The sequence below is a fragment of the uncultured Planococcus sp. genome (genome assembly GCF_947501725.1).
GTDB lineage: Bacteria > Bacillota > Bacilli > Bacillales_A > Planococcaceae > Planococcus > Planococcus donghaensis_C.
This window is the reverse complement of sequence record NZ_CANMXD010000002.1, coordinates 374,648-399,851: the sequence shown is the minus strand read 5'-3', so window position 1 is coordinate 399,851 and position 25,204 is coordinate 374,648. Positions and strand designations below refer to the sequence as shown.

The 25,204-nt window shown below is 44.3% G+C and carries 25 protein-coding genes, 1 tRNA gene and 1 pseudogene; 13 read left to right on the top strand and 14 right to left on the bottom strand.

The features are described 5' to 3' along the window. Positions 1-44 precede the first annotated feature (44 nt). Both selA and selB read right to left on the bottom strand, forming a co-directional pair. Entirely contained in the window at positions 45-1,445 is a 1,401-nt protein-coding gene (gene selA / locus Q0785_RS04200) for an L-seryl-tRNA(Sec) selenium transferase (RefSeq protein WP_298825900.1), read from the bottom strand. Then, positions 1,442-3,346: a selenocysteine-specific translation elongation factor gene (gene selB, locus Q0785_RS04195; RefSeq protein ID WP_298825897.1), complete on the bottom strand. Its 1,905-nt coding sequence runs from the start codon at positions 3,344-3,346 to the stop codon at positions 1,442-1,444. Before selB ends, selA begins: the two co-directional genes overlap by 4 nt. Before the next feature lie 160 nt (positions 3,347-3,506). Here selB and Q0785_RS04190 point away from each other — a divergent pair. The 7 genes from Q0785_RS04190 to Q0785_RS04160 all read left to right on the top strand — a co-directional run bounded on the left by Q0785_RS04190 (position 3,507) and on the right by Q0785_RS04160 (position 9,500). Beyond that, positions 3,507-3,603: transfer RNA gene (locus tag Q0785_RS04190), tRNA-Sec, on the top strand. Positions 3,604-4,163: 560 nt separating this feature from the next. Continuing rightward, complete coding sequence (locus tag Q0785_RS04185) at positions 4,164-5,159, top strand: glycosyltransferase (protein WP_298825894.1); 996 nt, start codon at positions 4,164-4,166, stop codon at positions 5,157-5,159. Between the two features lie 50 nt (positions 5,160-5,209). Then, positions 5,210-6,259, top strand: a complete 1,050-nt coding sequence (gene selD / locus Q0785_RS04180) for a selenide, water dikinase SelD (RefSeq protein ID WP_298825891.1) — start codon at positions 5,210-5,212, stop codon at positions 6,257-6,259. Between the two features lie 122 nt (positions 6,260-6,381). Next, positions 6,382-7,284 (top strand): phosphate/phosphite/phosphonate ABC transporter substrate-binding protein, encoded by a 903-nt coding sequence (phnD, locus tag Q0785_RS04175; RefSeq protein ID WP_298825888.1) that lies wholly within the window; start codon positions 6,382-6,384, stop codon positions 7,282-7,284. A gap of 11 nt (positions 7,285-7,295) precedes the next feature. Continuing rightward, positions 7,296-8,051, top strand: coding sequence for a phosphonate ABC transporter, permease protein PhnE (phnE, locus tag Q0785_RS04170; RefSeq protein WP_223635783.1), 756 nt, complete (start codon positions 7,296-7,298; stop codon positions 8,049-8,051). Positions 8,052-8,063: 12 nt separating this feature from the next. Next, positions 8,064-8,834 (top strand): phosphonate ABC transporter ATP-binding protein, encoded by a 771-nt coding sequence (phnC, locus tag Q0785_RS04165; RefSeq protein WP_223635781.1) that lies wholly within the window; start codon positions 8,064-8,066, stop codon positions 8,832-8,834. 60 nt (positions 8,835-8,894) lie between these two features. Continuing rightward, on the top strand, positions 8,895-9,500 hold the full coding sequence (locus Q0785_RS04160) for a polysaccharide deacetylase family protein (RefSeq protein WP_298825877.1): 606 nt from the start codon (positions 8,895-8,897) through the stop codon (positions 9,498-9,500). 242 nt (positions 9,501-9,742) lie between these two features. Here the strand turns inward: Q0785_RS04160 and rpiA are convergent, their stop codons facing one another. From rpiA to Q0785_RS04105, 11 genes and pseudogenes are all read right to left on the bottom strand, one after another. Then, the gene (rpiA, locus tag Q0785_RS04155) at positions 9,743-10,438 is read right to left on the bottom strand and encodes a ribose-5-phosphate isomerase RpiA (RefSeq protein WP_298825875.1); all 696 of its coding nucleotides are present in this window, start codon (positions 10,436-10,438) and stop codon (positions 9,743-9,745) included. A gap of 43 nt (positions 10,439-10,481) precedes the next feature. Next, a pseudogene (locus Q0785_RS04150) lies at positions 10,482-10,643 on the bottom strand (NADP-dependent phosphogluconate dehydrogenase); the annotation flags it as partial. Positions 10,644-10,693: 50 nt separating this feature from the next. Further along, complete coding sequence (locus Q0785_RS04145; protein WP_298825873.1) at positions 10,694-10,981, bottom strand: cupin domain-containing protein; 288 nt, start codon at positions 10,979-10,981, stop codon at positions 10,694-10,696. 29 nt (positions 10,982-11,010) lie between these two features. Beyond that, the gene (locus Q0785_RS04140) at positions 11,011-12,303 is read right to left on the bottom strand and encodes a TRAP transporter large permease (protein WP_298825871.1); all 1,293 of its coding nucleotides are present in this window, start codon (positions 12,301-12,303) and stop codon (positions 11,011-11,013) included. Further along, positions 12,300-12,782: a TRAP transporter small permease gene (locus tag Q0785_RS04135; RefSeq protein ID WP_298825869.1), complete on the bottom strand. Its 483-nt coding sequence runs from the start codon at positions 12,780-12,782 to the stop codon at positions 12,300-12,302. The genes Q0785_RS04140 and Q0785_RS04135 overlap by 4 nt, the downstream gene beginning before the upstream one ends. 71 nt (positions 12,783-12,853) lie before the next feature. Then, positions 12,854-13,885, bottom strand: coding sequence for a TRAP transporter substrate-binding protein (locus tag Q0785_RS04130; RefSeq protein WP_298825866.1), 1,032 nt, complete (start codon positions 13,883-13,885; stop codon positions 12,854-12,856). A 67-nt stretch (positions 13,886-13,952) separates the two neighbouring features. Next, on the bottom strand, positions 13,953-14,510 hold the full coding sequence (gene hxlB / locus Q0785_RS04125) for a 6-phospho-3-hexuloisomerase (RefSeq protein WP_298825863.1): 558 nt from the start codon (positions 14,508-14,510) through the stop codon (positions 13,953-13,955). Beyond that, complete coding sequence (gene hxlA / locus Q0785_RS04120; RefSeq protein WP_298825860.1) at positions 14,482-15,132, bottom strand: 3-hexulose-6-phosphate synthase; 651 nt, start codon at positions 15,130-15,132, stop codon at positions 14,482-14,484. Before hxlA ends, hxlB begins: the two co-directional genes overlap by 29 nt. A 32-nt stretch (positions 15,133-15,164) precedes the next feature. Then, a complete protein-coding gene (locus tag Q0785_RS04115; protein ID WP_298825857.1) occupies positions 15,165-16,166 on the bottom strand; it encodes a substrate-binding domain-containing protein in 1,002 nt (333 codons plus the stop codon). Positions 16,167-16,427: 261 nt separating this feature from the next. Then, a complete protein-coding gene (locus Q0785_RS04110; RefSeq protein WP_298825854.1) occupies positions 16,428-16,907 on the bottom strand; it encodes a DinB family protein in 480 nt (159 codons plus the stop codon). Between the two features lie 120 nt (positions 16,908-17,027). Further along, positions 17,028-19,061 (bottom strand): Na+/H+ antiporter, encoded by a 2,034-nt coding sequence (locus tag Q0785_RS04105; RefSeq protein WP_298825851.1) that lies wholly within the window; start codon positions 19,059-19,061, stop codon positions 17,028-17,030. 212 nt (positions 19,062-19,273) lie between these two features. On the opposite strand from Q0785_RS04105, the gene Q0785_RS04100 reads away from it, so the two are divergent. The 4 genes from Q0785_RS04100 (at position 19,274) to Q0785_RS04085 (ending at position 23,018) form a co-directional block, all read left to right on the top strand. Further along, entirely contained in the window at positions 19,274-20,011 is a 738-nt protein-coding gene (locus Q0785_RS04100) for a hypothetical protein (protein ID WP_298825847.1), read from the top strand. Between the two features lie 184 nt (positions 20,012-20,195). After that, the gene (locus Q0785_RS04095; RefSeq protein ID WP_298825844.1) at positions 20,196-21,344 is read left to right on the top strand and encodes an NAD-dependent epimerase/dehydratase family protein; all 1,149 of its coding nucleotides are present in this window, start codon (positions 20,196-20,198) and stop codon (positions 21,342-21,344) included. Between the two features lie 43 nt (positions 21,345-21,387). Next, on the top strand, positions 21,388-22,527 hold the full coding sequence (locus Q0785_RS04090; RefSeq protein WP_298825842.1) for a glycosyltransferase family 1 protein: 1,140 nt from the start codon (positions 21,388-21,390) through the stop codon (positions 22,525-22,527). Positions 22,528-22,562: 35 nt separating this feature from the next. Next, on the top strand, positions 22,563-23,018 hold the full coding sequence (locus tag Q0785_RS04085; RefSeq protein WP_298825839.1) for a GtrA family protein: 456 nt from the start codon (positions 22,563-22,565) through the stop codon (positions 23,016-23,018). A 319-nt stretch (positions 23,019-23,337) separates the two neighbouring features. Here Q0785_RS04085 and Q0785_RS04080 read toward each other — a convergent pair whose 3' ends face one another. Further along, positions 23,338-23,889, bottom strand: coding sequence for an alpha/beta fold hydrolase (locus tag Q0785_RS04080; protein WP_298825836.1), 552 nt, complete (start codon positions 23,887-23,889; stop codon positions 23,338-23,340). Between the two features lie 173 nt (positions 23,890-24,062). Here Q0785_RS04080 and Q0785_RS04075 point away from each other — a divergent pair, with 173 nt between their 5' ends. Together Q0785_RS04075 and Q0785_RS04070 are read left to right on the top strand one after the other, a co-directional pair. Then, the gene (locus Q0785_RS04075; RefSeq protein ID WP_298825832.1) at positions 24,063-24,272 is read left to right on the top strand and encodes a DNA-binding protein; all 210 of its coding nucleotides are present in this window, start codon (positions 24,063-24,065) and stop codon (positions 24,270-24,272) included. 48 nt (positions 24,273-24,320) lie between these two features. Further along, a complete protein-coding gene (locus tag Q0785_RS04070) occupies positions 24,321-25,166 on the top strand; it encodes a DUF4097 family beta strand repeat-containing protein (protein WP_298825829.1) in 846 nt (281 codons plus the stop codon). The last annotated feature ends 38 nt before the right edge of the window (positions 25,167-25,204 follow it).

Sequence of the window (25,204 nt, the reverse complement as noted above, 5' to 3'; positions counted from 1 at the left end):
GCGACAGCCGCCTTACCTCTTAACAGAAGCTGATAGCCAATCCGTCACAAGGCGAGAAACCCTGCAAGTAACTCTTCCATCTCCGAATGATGAATGGTCCGAAAGTCAATGCATACCCGTTCTTCCTGGATTCGCGCTACAATTGCCGGCTTTGCCTGCCTTAATTGGGCTGCTAATTGTTCAGCACTTAAAGACCTGTGTTTAATCGCTGCAATATAGGTAGGGATTTCCACTCCCGGCATGGTGCCCCCTCCTACTTGGGAGGTGCTTTCCTGAAGCTCACCGACATAATTACGGGAATCCGAGCACAAACTGCTTATAAACGACTGTGCTTGAATCTTAATGTCTTCAGCCGGACGGATGATATCCCGGACAGTGGGCAGTTCAATAATTTTCTCCGGGCCCGACAAATAACTTTTCAAGGTTTCTTCCAGTGCTGCCAGCGTCATTTTATCCACCCGCAAAACACGCGCCAATTGATGCTTCTTCAATTGATCGATCAGTTGTTTCCTGCCGGCGATCAATCCGGCCTGCGGACCGCCGAGCAGCTTATCGCCACTGAACGAAACAAGGTCCACACCGCTCTGGATCACTTCACGGACAAGCGGCTCCTCGCCAATGCCATGTTTTTTAAAATCATAAAGCGCGCCGCTCCCCAAATCTTCATAAAAAATGAGATTCGGATGTTTTCCCGCCAGTTCAGTCAATTCGGATGTCCCCACTGTTTCCGTAAAGCCGATCATTTTGAAATTGCTGGTATGCACTTTCATGATCATAACGGTTTCTTCACCCACTGCATTTTCGTAATCGAATAGATGCGTCTTATTGGTCGTCCCCACTTCAACAAGCTCTGCCCCGCTTTCTTCCATGATGGAGGACACTCGGAAAGAGCCGCCGATTTCAACCAATTGACCGCGGGAAACGATGACTTCCCGCTTTTTCGCCAAGGCACTTAAAATCAGAAATACAGCTGCCGCATTATTGTTCACCACCATTGCCGCCTCTGCGCCTGTTGCTTCCAGCAATAAATCTTCGATGATGTCGTGGCGCGATCCGCGGCTTCCTTCCATTAAACGATATTCAAGATTGGAGTAATTCGCTGCCGTTTTTGCTACATGGGCAATTGCCGCATCACTTAAGCGGGACCGCCCCAAATTCGTATGCAGCACTGTTCCCGTGCCATTGATCACCCGTGACAACCGATCTGCCTGCCACATGCTTACGCGGGTTTCAACTGACTTGAAAAGCTGGCCTGTAAAATCAGGAGCAAGCCCTTCGACCTCTGATTCTTCTGCCAGCAGACTTTGCCGCAGCCTGCCGACTTCCCGCTGCAGAAAGTCAGTCAGCTGCGCATCGTTCAATCCGAATTCTTTTTTCATGTCTTCAAAGCGCGGATCTTTCTGCAATTCATGGATTGCCGGCAGCTGCCGCAAATACTGTTTCATAGCTTTTCCTCCATCCAGTAACGCTGATCTTCTGACCGCCTTGTAAATTTCAGTTCATCCAGCAACTCGAGAAACGGAATCATGTATTTCCTCGACAAATTAAGGATCTCTTTCGCCTGCTTCAAATCAAAGGAAGCTCCTGTATTCGTTCGCAGCTGGTTTAAAGCTTGTTCAAAAGCCGTACGGTGGATAAGTGTATCTTCCCTCAAGCGATAAGCCTGGCCGCTTTCAAGCAAATAAGCTGTCAGTTCTGCAATTTCCGGTTTTGGCAATGGACTGCCTGCAAAATACGCTTCCCATTTGTCAGCCTGGAAGCCATCCTTTTCCAGGGAGCCGATTACCTGCTCCATTCGCGCACGCCATTTTTTCGGAAGATGCGGGTCGAAAAGAGTAAGTGCCACAAACTGGCCGGATCGCTGCAGTTCATTTTGCTCCATCAATAAATCCAGACTGAACTCAAGCAAGGGTTTCGGATAAGCGGCACCAATTGTTTGGATCAGTTCAGCTTTGCCTATGCCTTTTCGCATCGGAAAGTCTTCGTGAAACTGCCGCAGCCTTGCCAGTAACTCGTCTTTTATTTTAATGAAAGTTTTGGTCAAGCTATAGCCTTGGCGCGGTATCTCCAGCCAGACACCAGAAGCCAAGCCTTCCGCCAAAGTCTCATTCAAGATGCCGTCATCCAGGGAAGTCTGCTGCATGAGCTGCTGCTGGTCGAGCAGAAGGAATTTGCTGAGCGCATCAGCCACTAGATCCTCTGGTGTTCCCTCCTGATGATGCCGGAGCATAGCGATGGTCTCCTGGCCGAACCTGTACTTGCCCCCGTTCGGCTGAATGACCCAGCCCCCGCCAATCGTCTCCATCGGACTGGGGCGCCGCAAAATAAACCGGTCCTCCCTGCGTACCACAATCTTTTCATCCAAGCGGATTTGGCATAACACTTCGTCCTGTGTGCTCGCCAGCTCATTGCGGTCGAAAAAGACAATTTTGCCCATCACTTCAGACGTACCGATATGAAGCCTGACAGCCGTCCGCTGTTTAAGAGGCGCAAACTTCCGGCCAATCACCTGCAAAGCAACATCAATGGTATCCGTCACTAGAAAATGCTCCGAATCCACCAGCACATCCCCCCGCTTTACAGCTGTCCGTTCAATGCCGCCAAGGTTGATGGCCGTCCGCTGCCCGGCTCTTGCCTGCTCGCGTTCCTCATGGTGCACTTGAATTTGCCTCGCTTTCACTGGAATCCCGGCCGGCAACACCATCAGCTGAGCCGCTTTCCGGACAACACCCTCGTAAACGGTGCCTCTGACCACCGTCCCTTGTCCCTGGACCGTAAACACCTGGTCGATCGGCAAACGGAATGAACCATAGGCGTCACGGAATTCAGTTGATTTCAATTCCTTCAAAATCAATTGCTTCAATTCATCGATTCCTGTACCCGAAAGACTATCAAGTGCAATATAGGGCGCCTCATGAAACACGGTTCCCGCTAACCTTTCCTTAATATCATCCGTCACCAATTCAAGCATTACTTCATCGACCCGGTCCATTTTCGATATGGCTACGATGCAGCGTTCCACACCTAAAAACTGCAGGATCTCCAGATGCTCTTCAGTCTGCGGCATGATGCCTTCGTCCGCCGCCACCACCAGAACCACCAAATCGATTCCCGCAACACCTGCAATCATCTGGCGAATAAACCGTTCATGTCCCGGCACATCGACAATCGATACAAAGACGTCATCTTCCAGCTGCAACGGCGCATACCCCAATTCAATGGAAATGCCCCGTTCCTTCTCTTCTTTCAATCGATCCGTGTCGACATTCGTCAAAGCTTTCGTCAAACTGGTTTTGCCATGATCAATATGGCCGGCCATGCCGATTGTAAAATATCGTTCTTCCATCTTTTTCACACGCCTTCTCTAATCGCTTCTCCCTTTACTTTAGTCTTCAGCAAAGGCTGTTTCAAGCCTGAACTCCGCTCTTCACCGTTTTACCCGAGCGCTGTTCTTGCGCAGATCTTTTTTTCGGTATAAACTTGTACAGGTCGGCCGACAATATCCTGGGGTTGAATGGGTGACTGGTGTCCTCCTGGGTCTTCAAAACCCTGAGGGGCCTGCGTGCCAGGCTCGGTGGGTTCGATTCCCACACAATCCCGCCAATTACATACAGAAAAGCGGAAGCGCCTGTCCAGACCCGACAGGCTTAAGACGAATCGGTTGTGTGGCGTTTCTTTGCCACACTGCCGGTTTGGCTTAAGACCCCGAGGGACTAGGCGCTGAAGCTGGACAATAGAAATGCTGAGGCACCCGTGTAGATTCGACGGGCATAAGACGCGCTGGCGAAGCGGCATGTTTTCAGCCGCACAGCCAGAGTGGCTTATGCCCAAGAATCTGGGTGCCGAAGCTGGACATACAGAAAAGCTGAAGCGCCTGTCGAGCCCCGACAGGCTTAAGTCGAATCGGTTGTGTGGCGTTTCTTTGCCACACTGCCGGTTTGGCTTAAGACCCCGAGGGACTGGGCGCTGAAGCTAGACAACAGAAATGCTGAAGCGCCCGTACAGTAGAACCACAAAAAACAAGGTTAAAAAGATTGCCCTGCCGGCAATCTTTTTTTAATGAAACGAAAGACGACTTAAGTGACAAACTTACTTTGTTTTAGGATAATTCAATGGAGCGGAAGTGTTCAAACGCCAAATTGTTGGATTAAAGGATGAAGAAGATGAAAATTGTTTTAGCTTCACCGAATTACCCACAACTGCGTGGAAATACCATAACGGTTCAACGCATAGCAGACAAACTCGAAATACTGGGTGTGGAGACGGAAATCATTTCGACAACAGACGAGAACGCCATCCATACATTCCCTGCTGCTGATATCGTTCATGGATTCCATGCCTATAATTTCTATAAATTTCTGCAAAAGTTGGATCGCCAGCCGCCTCATTACATGGTGACCATCACAGGAACCGATTTGAACCAAGACCTATTTAATCCGGATAAACGGGAGGATGTTCTGGCTTCCTTAAACGGAGCAAAAGCCATCCATGTATTTGATGAGAAAGCCAGAGCACTCCTGGTAAAGGAAGTTTCCGGGATTGCCGGCAAAATCTTCATCATGCCCCAGGGAAATCAGGCTTCTCTTTCGGGAGTTTCACTTTTCAAGAAAGAACCCGATAGCTTTTTATTTTTCCTGCCTGCCGGTATCCGGAAAGTGAAGAATATACCCGCAGCAATTTCGATGCTCCATGACCTTCGCCAGCATTATCCGCAGCTTCGACTTTGGCTTGTCGGACCTGTGCTTGAAGAAAAGGAAGGCCAAGTTGTACTTGAACTTGTCGAACGCCACAAAGAGTGGATCCGTTACCTTGGACAAGTACCACATGAAGACATGGGTTCTGTTTATCGGGAGACGGATGTTGTATTGAATACCTCGCTGTCGGAAGGTCAGCCGGCCACCATTTTAGAGGCGATGGGCTATGCTCTTCCAGTGCTGGCTTCAGACATTCCCGGCAACAGCAGCATCATTTCCAATGGGGAAACAGGGTTTTTATACAAAACCCGAAACGAATTCCTTGATTATGCTGAAAAGCTCATGAATAATAACAAAATAAGGGAAAGTATTGGCCAAGCCGCTAAAGCTTATGTGAGACAGCATCATTCAAGCGAACGCGAAGCCGAGACTTTGCTGAAAGTTTATCAAGGGATTGTAAACTAAAAAAAATTACCCTGTATAATAGAATAGGAATTTGAAAAGGAGAGATTGACATGGTTGAAAAAGAAACAGTGAGATTAACTTCTTTATCTACAAAAGGCGGTTGAGGCTGCAAAATTGGTCCTGAGGACCTGGCGCAGGTTCTGCGTCACTTACCGAAAAATGTAGATGATCCAAACTTGCTGGTCGGTCTGGAAACAGCTGACGATGCAGGAGTTTATAAAATTAATGATGAAACCGCATTGGTCCAAACTTTGGATTTCTTTACTCCAATTGTAGACGATGCTTATATGTTCGGCCAAATTGGTGCGGCCAATGCTTTGAGTGATGTTTATGCCATGGGCGGCAAGCCTTTGACTGTCATGAACATCGTCGCGTTTCCGATCAACACCTTGGATAAAAGCATCTTAGCCGACATCCTGGCCGGTGCTTCCGATAAGGTCAAAGAATCTGGCGCCACCTTGGTGGGCGGCCATTCGATTGACGATCAGGAGCCTAAATTCGGACTTTCCGTCACAGGTACCATCCACCCCGACCGCATCCGCTCCAATGCAGGTGCAAAGCCGGGTGATCGCCTCATTTTGACCAAACCTATTGGCGTCGGTATTTTGACCACTGCCATCAAACAAGGGATTCTGGAAAAAGAAGACCTGGATGAAGTGATGAATGTCATGGCCACCTTAAACAAAACTGCGGCAGAAGTGATGGAAAAATACACCGTCAATGCCTGTACAGATGTTACTGGCTTTGGGCTGCTCGGACACACGATGGAAATCGCCAAAGGCGGCAAGGTCGGCGTTACAGTGTATAACCAAGATGTCCCTGTCCTTTCACGTGCCAAAGAGCTTGCGGAACAAAACGTCATTCCTGGCGGCACACGCAAAAACCGCCAATGGCTTGCAGATGACATCGATTACGCAGAGAACATCAGCGAAATCGATCAATTGATTCTATGCGACGCAGTCACTTCAGGCGGCCTGCTGATTTCAGTACCGGAAGCGGAAGCAGACGCATTGCAGCGTGATCTGCAGAAAAACAATGTCCAATCCGCCATCATCGGGAATGTGACAAGTGAAAATGCTGGTCGGATTCACGTAAAATAAGAACTGCTGTTTAAAGAAGAAAAGCTTAAAAGTAGCAATAGTTAAGCTTTGGACAAGGACTCTATGGGGGTCCTTGTTTTATTACGCTCAGCTACATACCAAAACATGAAGAGGTGCTTGTATTGAAAAAATGGATTTTAACGATTTCTGTACTTTTGCTGGCATTATTCCTGTCAGCATGTGGAGACGATTCAACTGATACTGAAAGTTCAACAGGGTCCACCAACGAAGAGCCCTTTACAATCGGCGTAATCCCTGCCCAGACAGAGGGCGAAATGCAAACGGCCATGGATAAACTGCAAACCATCCTGAGCGAAGAATTGGACCGCGAAGTCGAAATTGAAGTTTACCCAGACTATAATGGTGTCGTAGAATCAATGAATTACGACCAGATCGATATGGCTTACCTTGGGCCTTTAACGTACGTCATTGCAGAAGCAAACAGCAATGCCAAGGCAATCATCACTCAGTTGGTGGACGGCGAGCCATTCTACAATGCGTATGTCATCACCCACACCGACAATCCTGCTACTTCACTAGATGAATTATTGGAGAATCCGGGTGAAGTCCAGTTCGCTTTCGGTGACCCGAATTCCACTTCCGGTTCATTGATTCCTTCAATTGAATTGCAGGACCGCGGAGTATACGAGTCTGAACAGGAAAATCAATTTGAGACTGTTCGCTTTACCGGTTCGCATGATGCAACTGCGCTTGCTGTTCAAAACAAGCAAGTCGATGCGGGTGCCATTGACAGCGCTATTTACAATCAGCTGCTGGAATCAGGCAAAATTGATGGAGAACAACTAAAGATCATCTGGAAATCAGAGCCTTTGTTCCAGTATCCATGGGCCGTTCTTGAAAGCACAGATGACGAAACTGTCGCAAAACTTCGCGAAGCATTTTTAGCAATAGAAGATCCTGAAATCCTTGATGCATTTGGCGCTACCGGTTTTACTGAAGCTACTAATGCCGATTACGAAAGCATCAAACAAGCCGCTATAAAGCAAGGTATCATTGAAGAATAGAGTTGATCAGCTTGTGGTTTAAAAAAAGTAATTTCATCACAGTAATAATCGTCCTTGTGCTGGTTTATTTCAGTATGCGGATTACGGAATTCGACTTGTCCAAGTTCAGGGATTTCCGCAACATGATCGATTTTCTGTCTCAATGGTGGCCGATGGACTTTTCCAAGCTTCCAGGTATGGTGGAAGATACACTCGAGACTTTAGCAATGGCTTTTCTTGGCAGTGTTTTTGGTTTATTGATCGCATTGCCGATCAGTTTCATTGCGGCGCGCAATACGGCGCCATCCAAGTCCCTCTTCCATTTCACCCGTGTGGCACTCAGTTTTGTGCGTTCGATCCCTGAAATCGTATTTGGTCTGATTCTATTGACGACCCTGGGACTTGGACCTTTTCCAGCAGTTATCGCCATCATGTTCCATAATGTTGGTGTCTTTGGAAAACTGGTCTCTGAATTGATTGAAGCTGCCGACCCCGGCCCTCAGGAAGCTATGCGGGCAGTGGGCGCGAAGAAATGGCTGGCTAATCTGTTCAGCATTCTTCCGCAAATCTGGCCGAACGTCCTGTCCCAATTTTTCTATCGTTTTGAAGTCGCCATCCGTACATCGCTTATCCTGGGCTTTATAGGCGGCGGTGGAATCGGCCAACGCCTGTTCAATGACTTTAAAACTTTCCAATACTCTTCCGTTTCGCTGGACGTCCTGATTATTATGATCATGGTGATCGCCATCGACTTTTTAGCCAGCACCATTCGAAATCGCGTCATTTAAAGGAGTGGCTATATGATACAAGTGAAAGACCTGTCTGTACATTATCCGGATACAAAAGTAGAAGCACTGACTGATATCAGCCTCTCACTTGAAAAAGGCGATTTCGTCTGTGTACTGGGTAAAAGCGGTGCAGGAAAATCGACGTTCATCCGCTGTCTCAATGGATTGCAAAAACCGACCGGCGGAAAAATTTACTTTGACGGTGAGGATATCTCTATCCATACTGAAGAAAACCTGCGAAAAGTACGTCGTGAAACCGGGATGATCTTCCAGCATTTCAGCCTGATTCCGCGTTTGAGCGTCATGCAGAATGTGCTGACCGGCATGTTCGGCTACCGTTCTTCTTTTAAAAATTTGATCGGCTGGTTCACTGCAGACGAGTTGGCCTTGGCTAAGCGTGTCATTGCAGATGTCGGCCTTACGGAAATGGCTTACCGGAAAGTGGAACAGCTGAGCGGCGGCCAAAAACAGCGTGTCGGCATTGCCCGTGCGCTTGCCCAACAGCCCAAAGTCCTGCTTGGGGATGAACCGGTCGCCAGCCTCGATCCCGGCACTTCCAACCATATCTTTACTTTACTGACGGAAATGCATGAACGTTTGGACTTGCTGACAATCATCAATGTTCACGATATTGAGTTGGCAAAGCGCTATGCTACTCGCATTCTGGCCTTGAAAGACGGAAAGCTTATTTTTGATGGTCCACCTGAAAAATTCTCCGATGCAGAATACCGTCAAACCTATACAGCTGATCCGCAACCCGCTTTTTTCGATCCTGGCATTTAGCAGCGAAAGGAGATGATTCGCATGATTAAAAGTCCATGAGCAGTTGATCAATCCAGGGTCGTGTACGACTCTACTCACCCGCAAATCATTACGTCCAATCGACTGCACAGCAACAAATCCGTCGTTCTCAGTTTTGATGACGGCCCAAGCAAAGTACTGCCGCAAATTCTGGATATCCTGAAACAGGAAAATGTGCAAGCCATGTTCTTTTGGCAATCGCGTCTGCTCTACCCGGCTAGACCGTGGCAGCGCGTGCTCGATGAAGGCCATATCATCGGAACACATTCCATGAAACATCGCAATCTGGTGCAACTTTCCTACGAAGAGCAGTACCGGGATATCCGAAACAGCGTTGCACATATCGAAAAGACTACCGGCACACCGGTTGTTCATTTCCGTCCTCCTTATGGGCGCTTCAACAGCAACACTTTAAAGGCAGCGCAGGCGCTGGGCTTAAGGACTGTTATGTGGCGCATTGCTTCAATGGACTGGGAACTGAAAGACGACCCCGGCCAAATCATTCGGTATGCTACAGAAAACCTGGAGGACGGTGCCATCATTCTGCTGCATGAATTAGAGCAGACTGTTGCCGTACTGCCTGAACTGATTAAAGCCATTAAAGAACAAGGCTATAGTTTTTCTCTGTTGCCTTCTGAAAATAAATAAAAAATCAGCACCGGTAAAAAACTGGTGCTGATTTTTTATTAACAATGCTTGTAGGCAATCAACTTTTTTTCGTCTTCTATTTATTTACTGATCCAACCGACTTTATAACTTAAACGACTTAAGCCAATCGCTACATACTTTCTACTGACCAATATGCTTCGAAAATTGTACATATTCAAACGATTACGTTAGTTCAACTTGATAGACAGCCATCGTTTTCCCCTAAAGTAAATACATCTATCTCACTCACGCTGTTCCTTCTTTTCGAGTATTCGCACTCCACTCTCTCCACCTACCAGGACGATATCCGTCATCTTGATGAATAAGCCCGTTTCAACCACTCCTAAAATCAGTTTTAAATTTTGATGAAGTGCAGTTGGATCAAATATTTCATCGAATTGGCAGTCCACAATATAATTGCCGTTATTAGTGACAAAGATTTCATCGTTTTCTCTTCTGAGCTTCGGCTGACATTGCAAGCCGGCTATTTTTTCTGCAGTATTTTCCCAACCAAATGGAACGATTTCAACTGGCAATGGAAATACTCCAAGTTGATTAACCAATTTACTGTCATCCACAACGATGATCAATTTTTCAGCTGCATCATTCACCAATTTTTCCCGAAGCAATGACCCTCCTCCTCCTTTAGTTAAATTAAAGGAAGGATCCACCTCATCTGCTCCATCAATAGCCAAATTCAGGCGACGAGCTTTTGAAAGCGTAGTTAAGGGAATGCCGAATTCTTTCGCCCATTCTTCAGTTCTTAAAGAGGAGGATACCCCTTTGACAGTCATACCTTCCTTTACGCGTTCCCCCAGTTTCTTCAACATCCAATAAACGGTGGAGCCAGATCCCAACCCCAATACCATGCCGTCTTTAATGTATTCAACCGCTTTTTCTCCGACTTCTTTTTTCTTTTCATCTATCATGCCTGCCATGATTTCCACCCCTCTTTTGAATTTGCTATTGATCCATTTCAGACTAATTTGTATGGAAAGAACCTTCTTCATCAGTTTTTCTGTAAGTATCGGCACCAAAGTAATCTCTTTGTATCTGCCATAGAACTGCTGGTATATTAGCTGCTCGATAATTATCGAAATACGGATCCAATAACAGATTCTTCAGCTGGAGATTTCGTTCGTAATTGGCCTAAATTGGAAAAAAGGAGAGAATGCTCTCTCTCCTTTTTATGCTTATTTCTGCTGGTCAAGAATATCTTGACGCACAGGAGTAAAAACATCCAAGATGACACATTCCTCAATCACCTTTACTTGATGTTTTATATTAGACGGAATATATTGGGTATCCCCTTTGCGCAGGATTTTTTTCTTACCGTCTACTCCAAACTCTACAATGCCTTTTTCGATATAACTGATCTGCTCTTGCGGGTGCTGATCCACGTCTCCTCTAAAACCTTCTGCCAAGTGGACTCTTACAAGCATAAGTGAACCGGTGCTCGATAATACTTCTCTTGAAACCATAAAATCGTCCTTTCTTTATTGAGTGTATTTTATAAGAATAGACCCGGGTTAATCATTTTCGGTATAAAAAATGCAATATCCGGGAAGAAAGCCACGAATAGCAGTACCACTATAACAATCAAGATGTAAGGCAATACCGCCACTAAAGATCGTTCTATGCTCAAACCACCAATTTTTGCAGCCAGCAACAGACATAACCCATAGGGTGGGGTGATTAAACCGATCGCTAAAGTCATAACGACGATTAACCCTAAATGGACTGGATCCATTTCGAATAAGGTAGCTGTCGGTAAAATGATGGGAACAAACAAAATCATCGCTGGGATGGCATCCATGAAGGTGCCGATAAACAGGAAAAAAGCGATGATGATCAAAATGAACAGCCATTTAGTTCCTACATTATCGACAAAGAATTGCTGAGCTACAACTGATAATTGGTAATAGCTCATTAATTCACCAAGAGCACTTGCTGCCGCTAAGGCAAATAGCGATAACGAACTCAACGCCAAAGTGTCTTTCAAGATTCCCGGTAAATCAGCTACCTTTAAGGTTTTATAATAAAACATACTGATTACCAATGTATAAAGAGAGGCTACTGCTGCAGCTTCTGTTGCAGTAAAGAAACCTGTAATAATACCGCCGATAATGATTACCGGCGTCAACAAGGCTGGCAGTGTTTCGAAAACCAGTTTTAAGAATGTTCCCATAGAAGCTCTTTCAGATCGTGGATAGCCTCTTTTCAGAGCCATGATGTAAATGAACGTCATCATTCCAACACCAATCAAGATACCCGGGACAATACCGCCCAAGAACAATGCACCAATTGAAGCATTTGTTAATCCCGCAAAGATGATCATCGGAATACTCGGAGGGATGATGACGCCGATTGTAGAAGAGGCTGCTGTAACCGCCACTGCAGTTTCTGTGTCATAGCCCTGCTTTTTCATATTCGGAATCAGTATTTTTCCGACTCCTGCTGTATCGGCTTGTGCTGCACCAGAGACCCCAGCAAAAATCATGGATACCAGAATATTGGAATGAGCCAATCCACCTCTTATATGACCAACTACAGAAAGAGATAAATCAATCAGTTTTTGTGAAATTTTCCCGTGATTCATTAAATTTGCGGCTAAGATAAATAACGGTACAGCCAACAGCACAAAAGAATCGATGCCGTTCAGCATTCTTATCGGCACGGTTACTTCAGGAAGGGTTTCAATACTCAAGACACCGATAAATGAAACAATTCCAATAACAAAAGCGATGGGGACACCGATGAACATAAGGACCAGAAAGATCAGAACAAGTAAAATGCCAATCATGCATCAGCCCCCCTTTTCAGATTTCTGAGGTCTTTAAAGCCGTTGAAGAGATGGCCAAGCGTATAAACGGCCATGGTGAAGCCCATAATCGGCAATGAAATCCAAACATAGCCCATTTTCATTTCCGGCAGGGCGACCCAATTATAATCCCAAAAAGTTTGTGCCGCTTCAATCCCGAAATATAAAATAGCCAGCGCAAAAAGTAAAATGATTGTGTCAATCACCAATACCAATACCGTCCTTTTTCTGCCTTTCAACTTAATTGTTAAAAAATCAAAGCTGAAATGTTCTCGTTGGTTGACCATGACGGCTGCTCCCATAAAGATAGACCAAATAAATGAATAGTTCGCCACTTCTTCAGTCCATATAATGGCAACACCCATGTGTCTGGAAACAATTTGAATGATGATAGCAATAAAAAATATCGATAAGGTAATTACCCCAAACGTCATTTGCGCCTTCTCTAAGACCTTTATCATGGAACCATCCTTTCATAAAAAATTAAAAGGGAGAATAGACAAGCTGTTTCTCCCTTTTAACAATCATAGAATTATTTTTGCTCTACAATCTTTTGATACATTTCTTCTGCCCCGATGTCTTTGGCTGCCTGTTCCTGAAGCGGCTTCGCTAATTCAGCAAATGGTGCTGTATCAATTTCTCCGATTTCGGCACCATCAGTGATTGCGATTTCTTTGTATTCATCTTCTTGTGCAAGCAAAGCTTCCCGTTCAGCTTGAACAGACTCTTCAACTGCTTTTGTAATAATTTCTTGCTGTTCAGGCGTATAAGAATCAAATTCATTTCCGTTTACCAATAAAAATCTTGTTGTGTAATCATGCGCTGTTTCTGTCACGTATTTCCCATTGTCCGTTTTATGGTGGTTTTGCTGAACGAAATAAGGATACGAGTTTTCTGATGAATCAACTACGTTTTGTTGCAGAGCCTGATACAATTCGCCCCAAGCCACAGAAGTAGGTACTGCTCCTGCTTGTTTCCAGTAATCAGAAACCACACCAGAAGTCTGAGTTCTGATTGTCATTCCGTTTAATTCATCCATGGATTCAAGCGGTTTTTTGCCATAGAAATGTCTTACACCGGCAGACCAATATCCTACGATTTTAAAATCATTGTTCGATTTTTCATTGACGATAGTCGCCATTTCTTCTCCAACTTCACCATCAACCACTTGTTCCCAATGCTCGTAGCTGTCAAATAGATAAGGAAGAGCGAATAGATCGACCTCTTTAATACCTGTTTGAGTCATAAATCCTGGAGATACCAAAACAACATCTGCTGCCCCTAATTTCAGTTTTTCCACTAATTCGGATTCTTCTGTCCCGATTGTCCCGGCATGTACTTCCACTTCAATATTTCCATCAGATTCGCTTTCCACCACTTCTTTGAATTTTAATAACCCGACCTGATATGGATTATCCGGTGATGTTTGGTTATGCGCTGCAATCAGTTTAATTTTCTCTGGTGCCCCACCGTCTCCACCTGCTGATTCTTCACTTCCGCATCCTGTTAATGCTGCTGCTAAAACCAATGGTAAAACTAAAAACTTTTTCATCTTCTTGTTCATATCTTTTCCCCCTTATTTTGAAGTACTTAAATCTCCCATGTCCTGTTACATAGCCATAGATTACCTGTTATTCAAAGTTTGTATGCCGTCTGGTCATTTCCTCATGCATATCTTTATTTCTATTTCCCTCTAATGTTCCGATTATAATGGCATCCAGTACAAGATGGACAGATTGATCAAATTGATTTCCGAGTGGTTGGATTGTTGCAGGCTCTTCCGGCCGACGATGTTTAGTGGCGGCTGGAATATTCAATACGCAGTCACAAATCGCTGCGATTTTGGATTCTTTGTTGGTTGTCACCAGGGAAACCTTTGCTCCTGACTCTTTAGCCTTTGCAGCAAATTGAAGGATAGCTTCTGTCGATCCCGATCCCGAAATAGCGACCAGCAAATCTCCCTCTTCAATACTTGGAGTGATCGTCTCGCCAACTACAAAAACCTGGAACCCACCGTGCATCAGCCGCATTGCGAAGGCTTTGCCCATCAACCCTGATCGTCCTTCTCCATAAACGAAAATCCGCTTTGCCTCTTTTAGCTGAGTCGAAAGTTGAACCGCTTCTTCTTCTTCGACATTCGATAAAACCATTGAAATTTCATCAGCTACTTTTTGTATGATTGGTTTCAAAATGCTCTGCCGCCTCCTTCATCTCTTTTGCTTCCTGTGCTGGATTTGCAGCCTTTGTAATGGCACTGCCGATAATTACAGCAGTAAGCTTTTTATCCAATAAAGAAGGGAGTGATTCTTTATTAATTCCTCCTGCTATTGCTATTTCCATTCCCGTTAATCCTTGCGCCAGCTTTAACAGGTCTCCACTCATTTCCTTTTCGAGCTGCATATCCTTTCCATGATGCAAACCGACAAGCTCGACTCCCATACTTTGCAATTCCTTAAGGCGGTCCGAATCAGTCACTCCCAATAAATCGATCATGACGCGCTTATTTAATTCTTTAGCTACTCCCAAGGCATCCGAAATTGTCTTGTTAGCTGAAAAAGCCATAACCGTTGTAATATCCGCTCCTGCCTCAAAAGCTTGGAGTGCTTCGTGTTTACCGGCATCGCATGTTTTCATGTCTGCCACCAAAATCTTATCTGGATAGGCTTCTTTAATCTCTCGGACAATTGCCATGCCATATTGCTTAATAACACCTGTCCCTACTTCAATCCAGTCAATATAAGGAGCTGTTTCATGCAGAATCGCAAAGGATTCTTCTCTCGTCAAACGATCTAGAGCCAACTGGAATTTCATCTAATCATCCTTTCTTCAAAATAGGTTATATCTCAACAGGAGTTTCTGATGACTAATTTAGGCTCAAAACGATGAATTTTATCCTGATCAACTTTATCTTCTTTTTGAATTTTTTCCATTAAGAGTTCTGCAGCTTTTTTTCCGATTTCAGCTGCGGGCTGCTCTACGATGGTCAATGCTGGTTCAAAAAAAGAGGCAAACGAAACGTCATCAATTCCAATTACCGCTATATCTTTTGGGATTTGCAAATTTTGGTTTTTTAAATACTTTAGAATTTCAATCAAGGTTAGATCGTTTCCAGCTAAAATTGCTTGAGGTGGATCGTCAAGCGCCAATAATTCTTTGACACCTTGTTGAACCTGCTTGATTTCTAATGCCTTAATATAATCTTCTTCTATAGTTAATCCATTGCTTTTCAAGGTTTTTCGATATCCTACAATCCTCTCAATTCGAGGGATTACAGCATCAATTTCATTCGTGATAATACTGATTCTCTGATAACCCATATCGATAAAATGTTGGACTGCTAATCTCGAAGCCATCTCATTGTTCACCATGACTGAAGGAATGGAAACATTGGGTAATATGCGATCCACAAAGACCACCGGATAATTGCTTTGGACCATATCATTATAAATATCTTCATTATGGCCGGTAGGGATAATGACCATGCCATCAACTTGCTTGGCACGCAGCATGTCAATGTATTTTCTTTCTTTGATGCAATCGTTATCCGCATTACAGACAATTAGATGAAAATCTGTCTGATTACAAATATCTTCAATCGATCTGATTACTTGTGCCGAAAAAGTGTGCAAGCTATTAGCTACAATAACTCCAATTGTCGTTGTAGTTTTTTGCTTTAAGCTTCTTGCTAAAATATTCGGCCGGTAATCCAATTCTTTAATCGAGTTTTCAACTCTTTGTTTCGTTTCCTCACTCATATGCCCATACCGGCCATTTAAAAAGTGAGAAACTGTGCTTTTTGAAACTTGTGCATGTTGAGCAACTGTCGCCATAGTAATTGATTTCATTTGAATCTTCTCCAAACTTGTTTAAGAAAGGTATACCGGTTTACTAAACCGATGTACCTTAGTATAAAGAAGATGTAAGCGCTTTACAATAGATTTAATAAAATAATCTGATTTTTTTATAATCATTCTTTTCTGAGGGATTTTTTTAAAACTTTTAAAAAAAGATATGACAATGATTCCAAACCATAATGAAGGCTTAGATAATAGAATTATCTAAGCCTTCATTATGGTTTAATCTAGTTTAAAAATAATAGCTTCCATTCACTCTGATATACCATCCCCATCAGGCGGTGGCCATGCGCTAATCAAACGGCGTGCATAGACAACTTGTCCCGCATGATAGCTGTTGTGATTGATCAGCACCATCAGCAAATCTGCTGCTGTTCTTTTTCTGCCGCCTAGACCTTCTTCCAAAGAATCTTTTGATGCTTGCTGCGTCGCTTGCCCCAAGCCTTTTAAAAACTGAGTCACTGTCTCTGTATATTGTTGTTCGTTTGAAGGGTATGGAGAACCTGGCCAAGACTCTGACAAGTCCTGAGGGCTTTCCGGTGTCTCTTCACGAAGCTCCGCCAAAATGAATTCCTGCCAGTAATTCATGTGAAACAAAAGTTCCCATACGGAATGCGGGCTCCCCTCCGGCTTTTCTCCAGCCATTTCCCAACTTAGGCCATTAAACAGCAGATCTGTCTGATAGTGAGCATACTTTCCCTGAAGTCCATTCTGTAAATAACGATTGATCATCATCGATTCCTCCTCACCTTATTAATTATTTAATTCACCAAAGATCATTAAAACCCTTTTCTACCCTTCTCTATTTCTTTTATTTTTCCAGTTTTGGAAACTGAAATTCAGATATCTTCTTTACTCGCTGGTCTCGTGTAAAGTGACACTTTCAATATAATGGATATAACGCCTCAGCTCTTTCGACTGCTCTCTCGTGACGTCTCCTGCTACATACATCTTGTAAATTTCAGATCGTCCCATATCCATCACAATGACCCGCAATTCCTCTTTCTGTAATTCGTATTTTTCATCATACAAGGATTCCGGCTTTTTCAGTCGGCTAACCATCTGCTTATAATCTGAAACGACGGCTTCCACAATTTCTTTCGGCTCGTATTTCTTTGCATAGTTTTCGAGCCCCAGCAATGCTGACTGCAGAGCTTCCAACTGGATTTCACGCCCTTCCTGAAATTCAATCAGACGTGTTTCCTCTTCTTTTAGGTTTTGCCCTCTGAAACGTCTCCATGCCCTGATCATTTTTCCTTGCAGATAAAGCATGGTAGAACGTGTATTGTTGGCGAGCACTTCTTCACGCCGGTCCAGAGATTTCTCGAATGCCTCGTATATTTCTTGCTTCATTTCTTTTTTGCGATAAAGCTCCTGGATGTATTTGCGTTCAAGCCTTAACGCCTTTAACCGGACCTCCCGCATTTTTCGCTGATATTTTTTATTCGCCTGGGCGGTTGTGTCTTCTTCCGGTTGAATTTGTTGGAAACGTAATTTATACTCTTCCATCAATTCATAAGCGGCGGCTTCATTCTCTTCCGTAATTTCGGATTTGATTTTTTTAATTGAGGCCAGCAGTATCCGCCTCCGTGCTTCCTCCAAGTCCATCTTCAACGTATCTTCACCATCCGCCAATTGTCCTTTACTGAGCATCGGCAGGAAGATCGTCGCCACAATCAATGTGAAGAGAATCGTTCCGGCTGCCAGAAAAAGAATAAGTGACCGGTTCGGAAAAGCTTCTCCATTGTCCATAAGAAATGGCAGCGACAGCACCCCTACCATCGTTACTGTTCCGCGTACTCCCGTCAAACTGACGTACAAAGTCAATTTCAGGCTTGGCTTGGCTGCATCCTCCATTTTGCCGAAGCGGAATTCATACACAGAGAACAGATATGCCCAAACAAACCGGATTCCCAGAATCATGATGCCAATAGCGGCAACATAGGAGAAAATTAGCCACAGGCTGGTGTTGGGATTTTCCAAAACTCCGCTCATCGAAGTCGGGATATTCAGACCCAGCAATAAGAAGACGATCCCATTCAATATAAAGATGATGATTGTCCAAAGATTTTCTGTTACAACCTGCTCTTCCGCAATTAAAGTCTCTGTCTGCTCCCGTACCAGCGCGTGGACGATTCCGGCGACCACTACAGCAATAACTCCGGAGGCGTGCAGAATGTCTTCTGTAACAATGAAAATCAAAAATGGTGTCATGATCTGCAATAAGGTGTGGAAGGTAACATCATTTATTCCCTGCTTTCGCAAGACCAGACGAATCCCGATGATCAATAAGCCCAAAGTCAGCCCCAGCAGTCCACCCGCCACGAATTTATATGAAAAATCCAATACGGCTTCTGATAAGGAAAAGTAACCGGTAACCACAGCGGCCACAGCATAATTGAACGCCACAAGACCTGACGCATCATTAATCAGGGACTCTCCCCTTACCAGACTCAACACCTTCTGCGGAATCCGGATGCGCTGCGCGATGCCATTGACGGCCACAGGATCTGTCGGAGACAGGATCGCAGCTAAAGCAAATGCAGCCGCAAGAGGAATTTCATCTATCAGCCAATGGATAAAGTAGCCGCCCACAACAGTCGTCAACAGCACCAAAATGATGGCGTTCCCAAGAATCGGGCCTTTCATCCGCCACAGCTCTTCTCGTGGAAAGTGGCTTCCGTCATTGAATAGCAGCGGTGCGATGAACAGCAGCAAGAACCATTCCGTTTCGATATCAAAAGAAATGTCCTGATAAAGCAAAACCAAGACAATACCGAGTGCAATCTGGATTAAAGCAGTCGGGATAAAAGGGATGTAATGGCTCACAACATTGGATATCAATAGGCAAATCAATAAAAGAAAAATCGTAAGCAATAAGTCCATAGCTGTTCTCCATTCTGCTCCTGGCATGAATTATCTCCATCTGAGTAATTCATGTATACCCAAATTCATCTTCTGATTACGCTTTTTCTGATTTATTTCTCTAAAGATCCCGCCTTGGACATTCTATATTCCTCTCTTTTTTCTGCAAGAAAAAGAGGTTGGATTAGGAGATTCGGGTATACTCTTTTTAACTGATATCAGGAGGTCCCACCATGTTCTATCTCAGTCTGGCATTCATCATCGGATTCATGATTGTTCATATATTTACGAATTACATCAAATTTTTGGACCGGAAGCCTAAGAACCGCCTGATGTCATTTGTCTCGGGAGGTTCAATCGCTTACGTCTTTCTGCACCTGGTTCCAGAATTGACGCATTACCAGGAAGTGGCTGAAGAAGCTCAATTGGCTTCTTGGCTGGAAAACCTTGATTTCGTCACCTATTTAGTGACACTGGCCGGCATTGCATTTTTCTATGGGATCAGCCAACTAAACGATAAATCCCAAGAGAAAAATGAAAAGGAAAAAGACATCACCCGGCCAAGCAAGCCGGTTTTTGCACTCGAGATCGCTTCCTTCTCTTTATACAATATGCTCATTGGCTACTTGCTGATTGATTTGAGCGGTGAAAAGCTCGCCGATTACTTCATCTATTTTATTGTCTTTTCTTTTCATTTTATCGCCAACAATCGCGTACTGCACTTGACCCACGAAGATTTATATACCAACATCGGCCGTTGGGTATTGGCCGCTGCAGTACTGATGGGCTGGTTGCTTTATAATTTCACTGAAACTACCGAGCTGAGTATCGCCTTCTTTTCCGCCTTCCTCACAGGAGGCGTCATCCTGAATATTTTAAATGATGAACTGCCGGTTGAAAAAAACAGCAGCTACCCTTCTTTCCTTGCGGGCCTTTTTGTCATTACTGTCCTGCTGCAGCTAATTTTGTAAAAAGCTGGCTCTTGCCCGTTACTGACTAATTGCTGTGATATCAGCTGCATGTTTATTTTATGTGTTAAAGTGGTACAAAAGATATATGTAATATTCTAAAAAGTCTGTTATTAATGAATAGTATAGTTAGTTCTAATAGAGAAATAGGTAAAGTGAGAAAAATCTCTGGATAGGGGGAATTCTGATGAAGATTATTGTAGCGGGTGGAGACGGATTTTGCGGTTGGCCAACTGCCTTGCATTTATCTCAAAAAGGACATGACGTGTCCATCGTCGACAGCATGGTCCGAAGGCATATTGACGAAGAATTGGGGTCAAACTCAATCACACCCATCGCTAGCCTTGAAGAACGGGTAGCTAAATGGCATGAACTGACAGCCAAAGAAATACGTACATATGAAGGCGATCTTCAGGATTTCGACTTCCTGAAAAGCGTCCTTGAAAAAGAACGGCCTGACGCGTTCGTCCATTTTGCAGAGCAGCGATCTGCTCCGTATTCCATGATCGACCGTGAGCATGCGGTCTATACACAGGTCAATAATGTGGTCGGAACATTAAATGTTCTTTATGGCATAAAGGATATTGTTCCGGATTGCCATTTGATTAAGCTCGGGACCATGGGCGAATATGGGACACCCAATATTCCAATCGAAGAAGGCTATTTGGATATTGAACATAAAGGCCGTAAAGATCGGCTCCCCTTTCCCAAGCAACCTGGTTCCTATTATCACCTTTCCAAAGTCCATGACAGCCACAACATTATGTTTGCCTGTAGGGTTTGGGGAATTCGCGCAACCGATTTAAACCAAGGGATCGTCTACGGACTGTCAACGAAAGAAACCGAGCTGGATCCGATTTTAGCCAATCGACTGGATTATGATTCCGTATTTGGAACTGCATTGAACCGATTTATCATCCAGTCTGCCATTGGACATGATTTAACCGTGTACGGCAAAGGCGGCCAGACACGCGGCTTCCTGAATATTGAAGACACGGTTCGCTGCATAGAAATTGCGGTTGAAAATCCAGCTGATTCAGGTGAGTTTCGTGTATTCAACCAGTTTACCGAAGAATTTTCAGTGATGGAATTGGCGCATATGGTCCAGAAAGCAGCGGCAGACGAGGGCTTGACTATCGGGCTTTCCCACTTGGAAAATCCCAGAGTCGAAAAAGAAGAGCATTTCTACGAGGCTGTAAACACGAATTTACTGGACCTGGGTTTAAAACCTCATTTTCTGACGGAGAATGTCATACGTGAAATTTTAAAAACCGTTATTAAGCATAAAGATCGTGTCATCAAAGAAAACGTCCTGCCAACCGTAACGTGGAAATAAGTAGCGGTTAATCCATTGAACTTTGACGTAGGGAGTTGTTTCTATGAAGATCATGATCGTCACTGAGACTTTTTTGCCTTCTACCGACGGCATCGTTACCAGACTGACAGCTTGTATCCGCTGGCTTCACCGGGACGGATATGAAGTTCGGATTGTTGCTCCAGACTTGGGTGTGAAGGAATTTGATGGAGCCATTGTCCAAGGTGTGCCTGCTTACGCTTTTCCTTTTTACCGATCAAAGAAATTCGCTTTTCCGAATCGCATTGTGAAGAAATATATGGCCGACTTCGAGCCAGATATCGTTCATGTCGTCAACCCCGCGGTTGTCGGCTATTCAGGCGTGAATTACGCTAAAAGCCTGGGCATCCCGCTGATTGCTTCTTACCACACGAATATCCCTCAATATATGTCTTATTACAAGCTTGGCAAGTTAAATTGGCTGATGTGGTGGTTCATGAAAAAAATGCATAACAAAGCAGATCTCAACTTATGCACCTCGCAGACTGTTTTAGAGGAATTGACAGAAAAAGGGTTCAAGCGGATGTTGGTATGGAAGCGCGGCGTTGATACAGAGCAATTCCACCCCAGACATTACACAGCTGATATGCGGACCCGCTTAAGTGGCGGACAAAAAGATAAAATCCTTCTTCTTTATGTGGGACGTTTGGCCGCTGAAAAGGAAATCGAGAAAATTCGGGAGATTTTAACGGAATCAAATCGATTTTGTTTGGCAATAGTGGGAGATGGCCCTCATCGAAAAGAACTCGAAAAACATTTCAAGGGTACACAGACAGTGTTTACCGGCTTTATACACGGAGAGAAATTGGCTTCTGCTTTTGCGTCAGCAGATGCCTTTGTCTTTCCTTCCACAACTGAAACGCTGGGCTTGGTCATCATGGAGGCCATGGCTTCGGGTTTGCCGGTGGTGGCGGCAGAAAGCGGTCCCACAAAAGAGCAGCTTACAGATCGAAGAAATGGTCTGCTTTACGATTCAAAAGATCCCACAAGCTTCAAAGACACTGTCCGCCAGCTTGAGGACTTCAGTTTCCGTCAACAACTCGCACAGCAGGCAGTCGCGGATGTATCGGAATTGGGGTGGGCGGCCGCGGCTGAACAAATTGGGGATTTATACAGCCAGATAGCCAAAGCAAAAACAGCGGAATCTTTTCAGGCGGCTGAATAAGAAAATCCGGAATTTCCGGAGAACAGAGGGATGCTATGGAGAACAGCGAAAAACGGCGGACTCCTGTTCAAACTCTGCAATTTACAGTGATTGGCATCTCCAATGCGGCCGTCGATATTGGGACGCTCAATTTATTGTTGCTGCTGCATCCGACTGATTATAGCGTTACATTGACTCTATTCAATACCATCGCCTATTGTCTGGCAGTGGCCAATAGTTATATATGGAATTCGATGATTACTTTTCGCCATACGGCTAGAGGCACCTCCAAACAGCGTTTCGGTTTTTTTCTGCAAGGTCTGTTCAGCCTGTTCATCAATAATGGTGTTTTCTTGGGGTTCAATTTGCTGTTTCAAATCTTTGGCATGCCTGCTTGGATCCGTCATAACCTGGCAAAAGGACTGGCAATGTTCGCTTCATTTTCAGCCAGTTTCCTCATGATCAAATACCTCGTATTCAAAGACGATCAACGCCGTAAGCAGCGGAAGTAGAATAATGAACTTCTTCATCAAAGCTTTTTTTGTTGGAGAGGTTTTTTCATGTCTTATACATCCAGTCATCAAACAGAATTCCTAAGGCTCATTAGTATATATAGGCATCCCTATCCTGCACCAAAGGGTTTAAACTTCTTTGCGATTCGGGTAATTGATATTATCTTCAAAAAGGTGGGATGGTTATGCGAATTTCCTGTATGGGCAGTCTGCTCATTTCAATCATTCTTTCAATTATCTTGACGATTCTGCTGAATCTGCTATTTTTTTAGAGACCATAACACACCCGCTATCGAATAATGATAACGGGTGTGTCTTCTTATCCTTTCCGGATCTCTTCCTTCAATTCTTTCAATCCATTTTGAAAAACGTGATCGCTTCCTGACAGTTCCTTCACTGTCGCACTCGGCAGATTTTCTTTATACTTTTCAAGATGCTTGAAAGGTACGATTTCATCATCGATGCTGTGGAAAAGAACGACTTCAGGTAAAAGTGAATTTCGGGACACAAAATCCTCTGCCAGCGTAAAGTCCTCCAACTGCCAATCCGGATCGATCCCCCAAAAAGGTGCCGCAATCGTAATGGCTTTGGCAAATGACTTTCCAAGCTCCTCTTCCGATAAAAACTTCAATAGAGCCGAGCCTCCTATGGAATGCCCCACCAATACCGCTCCATCATCCAAAGCAGCGATTTCTTTTTTTAAGACATCCTTCCACTGCGCGTACTGCGGATCTTCCGGATCAGGCATTTTTGGAGCAAGCACCTCATAAGCTGCCCCCAACTCATCTTGTAAATATTGAACCAACCCTGCGCTTCCCTGCTGTTCTCCTTGTGGGCCGGCACTGTGAATGAATAAAATTTGCTGCGCCATTGTAGCCGCCTCCTTTTAGTTCATCATGAATCCAAAAGCAACTTCTCGCTAAAGTTATTTTCATTTATTATTTCTCCGTTATTTCGTTTTTCAAACATACCTTTCTTGCTCTGATGCTGATAAACTACAGGTAACGAAAGACATCGTGACTTTATAGACAGGGGGTGAATTCTATGATGGACAACACCGAAATAGAGCATGAGTTTCCAAGAAGCATCGGAAAGCCGGCACAACGAGCGTTGCTGGCAGCCGGCTATCAGCAGCTTCAGGAGCTGACTTCAGCCACTGAACAGGAATTGCTCAACTTGCATGGTTTTGGGCCAAAGGCATTGGGCATTCTGCGTGAGACACTTGCTGAGCAAGGCATGCGTTTTAAATCTTAATCACCGCCAGTTCCCGCTTTTAGGATTTTAATAAGGGAGAGATTGCTTATGAGGAAACCTGGACGAATCATCTTGTTGATTGTCTTCTTTTTACTCTTAGCTGTTGGATTAATTACCTTATTCGTCAACGCCTTTACCGCAGGAAACGAGCATTCAGAAAATGTGGTCTTTGAGGAAGAAATACGGGATATCCTTATTTCTGCTGAAAACGTGGATGTGAAGATACTCCCTTCTGAAAACGAAAGCACCACCATCAAATTGTCCGAAAGCAACGATGATTTCAATTTATCAACTAGGCTCGAAGGCACAGAACTCACAGTTGAAGTCAGCGAAACCTCCAGCTTTCTAAATTCAAGATTTCTGGATACCTCCGGATTGACTATCCATGTTCCACTGGTGAATTCCAGAACCCTGGATATTCAAAACGGCAATGGAAATATCATAATCTCAGATATCGAGCCCTACGAATTCTCAGCCTATACCGCAAACGGGAAGATTGAAATACAGGATGTTTCTGCCAAATACTTCACTGCTGACACAGGAAATGGCGATATCAGCGTGAGAGAAAGCGATGCCCAAATGGTGAAATTGAGCTCCGCGAATGGAAATATCCATTTGAAGAATGTCCATGCCTTTACTGATCTGATGGCAATTTCCTCGAACGGCAATATTGACATGCAGGTTAGTGACTTGGCTTATTCCCTCGAATTTAAGGCAAGCAACGGGGACATTACCATCCAAACCGAAAATAAGCCGATGCAAGGTTCTATTGAAGCCACAGCATCAAATGGAACTATCGATATTTTTGGAGATGATTCTGAAAGAATAACATTCGACGGGACGTTTCCTCGTTTAATAGTAGACGCTGTAAACGGTGATATCCTTGTGGAATAAATCTGCATTACACGAATGAAAACTTTACATTTCTGTTT

Coding starts and splice junctions, on each gene's coding strand:
- selA (WP_298825900.1), bottom strand. CDS start 1,445: ATGAAACAGTATTTGCGGCAGCTGCCGGCAATCCATGAATTGCAGAAA.
- selB (WP_298825897.1), bottom strand. CDS start 3,346: ATGGAAGAACGATATTTTACAATCGGCATGGCCGGCCATATTGATCAT.
- Q0785_RS04185 (WP_298825894.1), top strand. CDS start 4,164: ATGAAAATTGTTTTAGCTTCACCGAATTACCCACAACTGCGTGGAAAT.
- phnC (WP_223635781.1), top strand. CDS start 8,064: ATGATACAAGTGAAAGACCTGTCTGTACATTATCCGGATACAAAAGTA.
- rpiA (WP_298825875.1), bottom strand. CDS start 10,438: ATGGCAGGCATGATAGATGAAAAGAAAAAAGAAGTCGGAGAAAAAGCG.
- Q0785_RS04145 (WP_298825873.1), bottom strand. CDS start 10,981: ATGGTTTCAAGAGAAGTATTATCGAGCACCGGTTCACTTATGCTTGTA.
- Q0785_RS04140 (WP_298825871.1), bottom strand. CDS start 12,303: ATGATTGGCATTTTACTTGTTCTGATCTTTCTGGTCCTTATGTTCATC.
- Q0785_RS04135 (WP_298825869.1), bottom strand. CDS start 12,782: ATGATAAAGGTCTTAGAGAAGGCGCAAATGACGTTTGGGGTAATTACC.
- Q0785_RS04130 (WP_298825866.1), bottom strand. CDS start 13,885: ATGAACAAGAAGATGAAAAAGTTTTTAGTTTTACCATTGGTTTTAGCA.
- hxlA (WP_298825860.1), bottom strand. CDS start 15,132: ATGAAATTCCAGTTGGCTCTAGATCGTTTGACGAGAGAAGAATCCTTT.
- Q0785_RS04115 (WP_298825857.1), bottom strand. CDS start 16,166: ATGAAATCAATTACTATGGCGACAGTTGCTCAACATGCACAAGTTTCA.
- Q0785_RS04110 (WP_298825854.1), bottom strand. CDS start 16,907: ATGATCAATCGTTATTTACAGAATGGACTTCAGGGAAAGTATGCTCAC.
- Q0785_RS04105 (WP_298825851.1), bottom strand. CDS start 19,061: ATGGACTTATTGCTTACGATTTTTCTTTTATTGATTTGCCTATTGATA.
- Q0785_RS04100 (WP_298825847.1), top strand. CDS start 19,274: ATGTTCTATCTCAGTCTGGCATTCATCATCGGATTCATGATTGTTCAT.
- Q0785_RS04095 (WP_298825844.1), top strand. CDS start 20,196: ATGAAGATTATTGTAGCGGGTGGAGACGGATTTTGCGGTTGGCCAACT.
- Q0785_RS04090 (WP_298825842.1), top strand. CDS start 21,388: ATGAAGATCATGATCGTCACTGAGACTTTTTTGCCTTCTACCGACGGC.
- Q0785_RS04085 (WP_298825839.1), top strand. CDS start 22,563: ATGGAGAACAGCGAAAAACGGCGGACTCCTGTTCAAACTCTGCAATTT.
- Q0785_RS04080 (WP_298825836.1), bottom strand. CDS start 23,889: ATGGCGCAGCAAATTTTATTCATTCACAGTGCCGGCCCACAAGGAGAA.
- Q0785_RS04075 (WP_298825832.1), top strand. CDS start 24,063: ATGATGGACAACACCGAAATAGAGCATGAGTTTCCAAGAAGCATCGGA.
- Q0785_RS04070 (WP_298825829.1), top strand. CDS start 24,321: ATGAGGAAACCTGGACGAATCATCTTGTTGATTGTCTTCTTTTTACTC.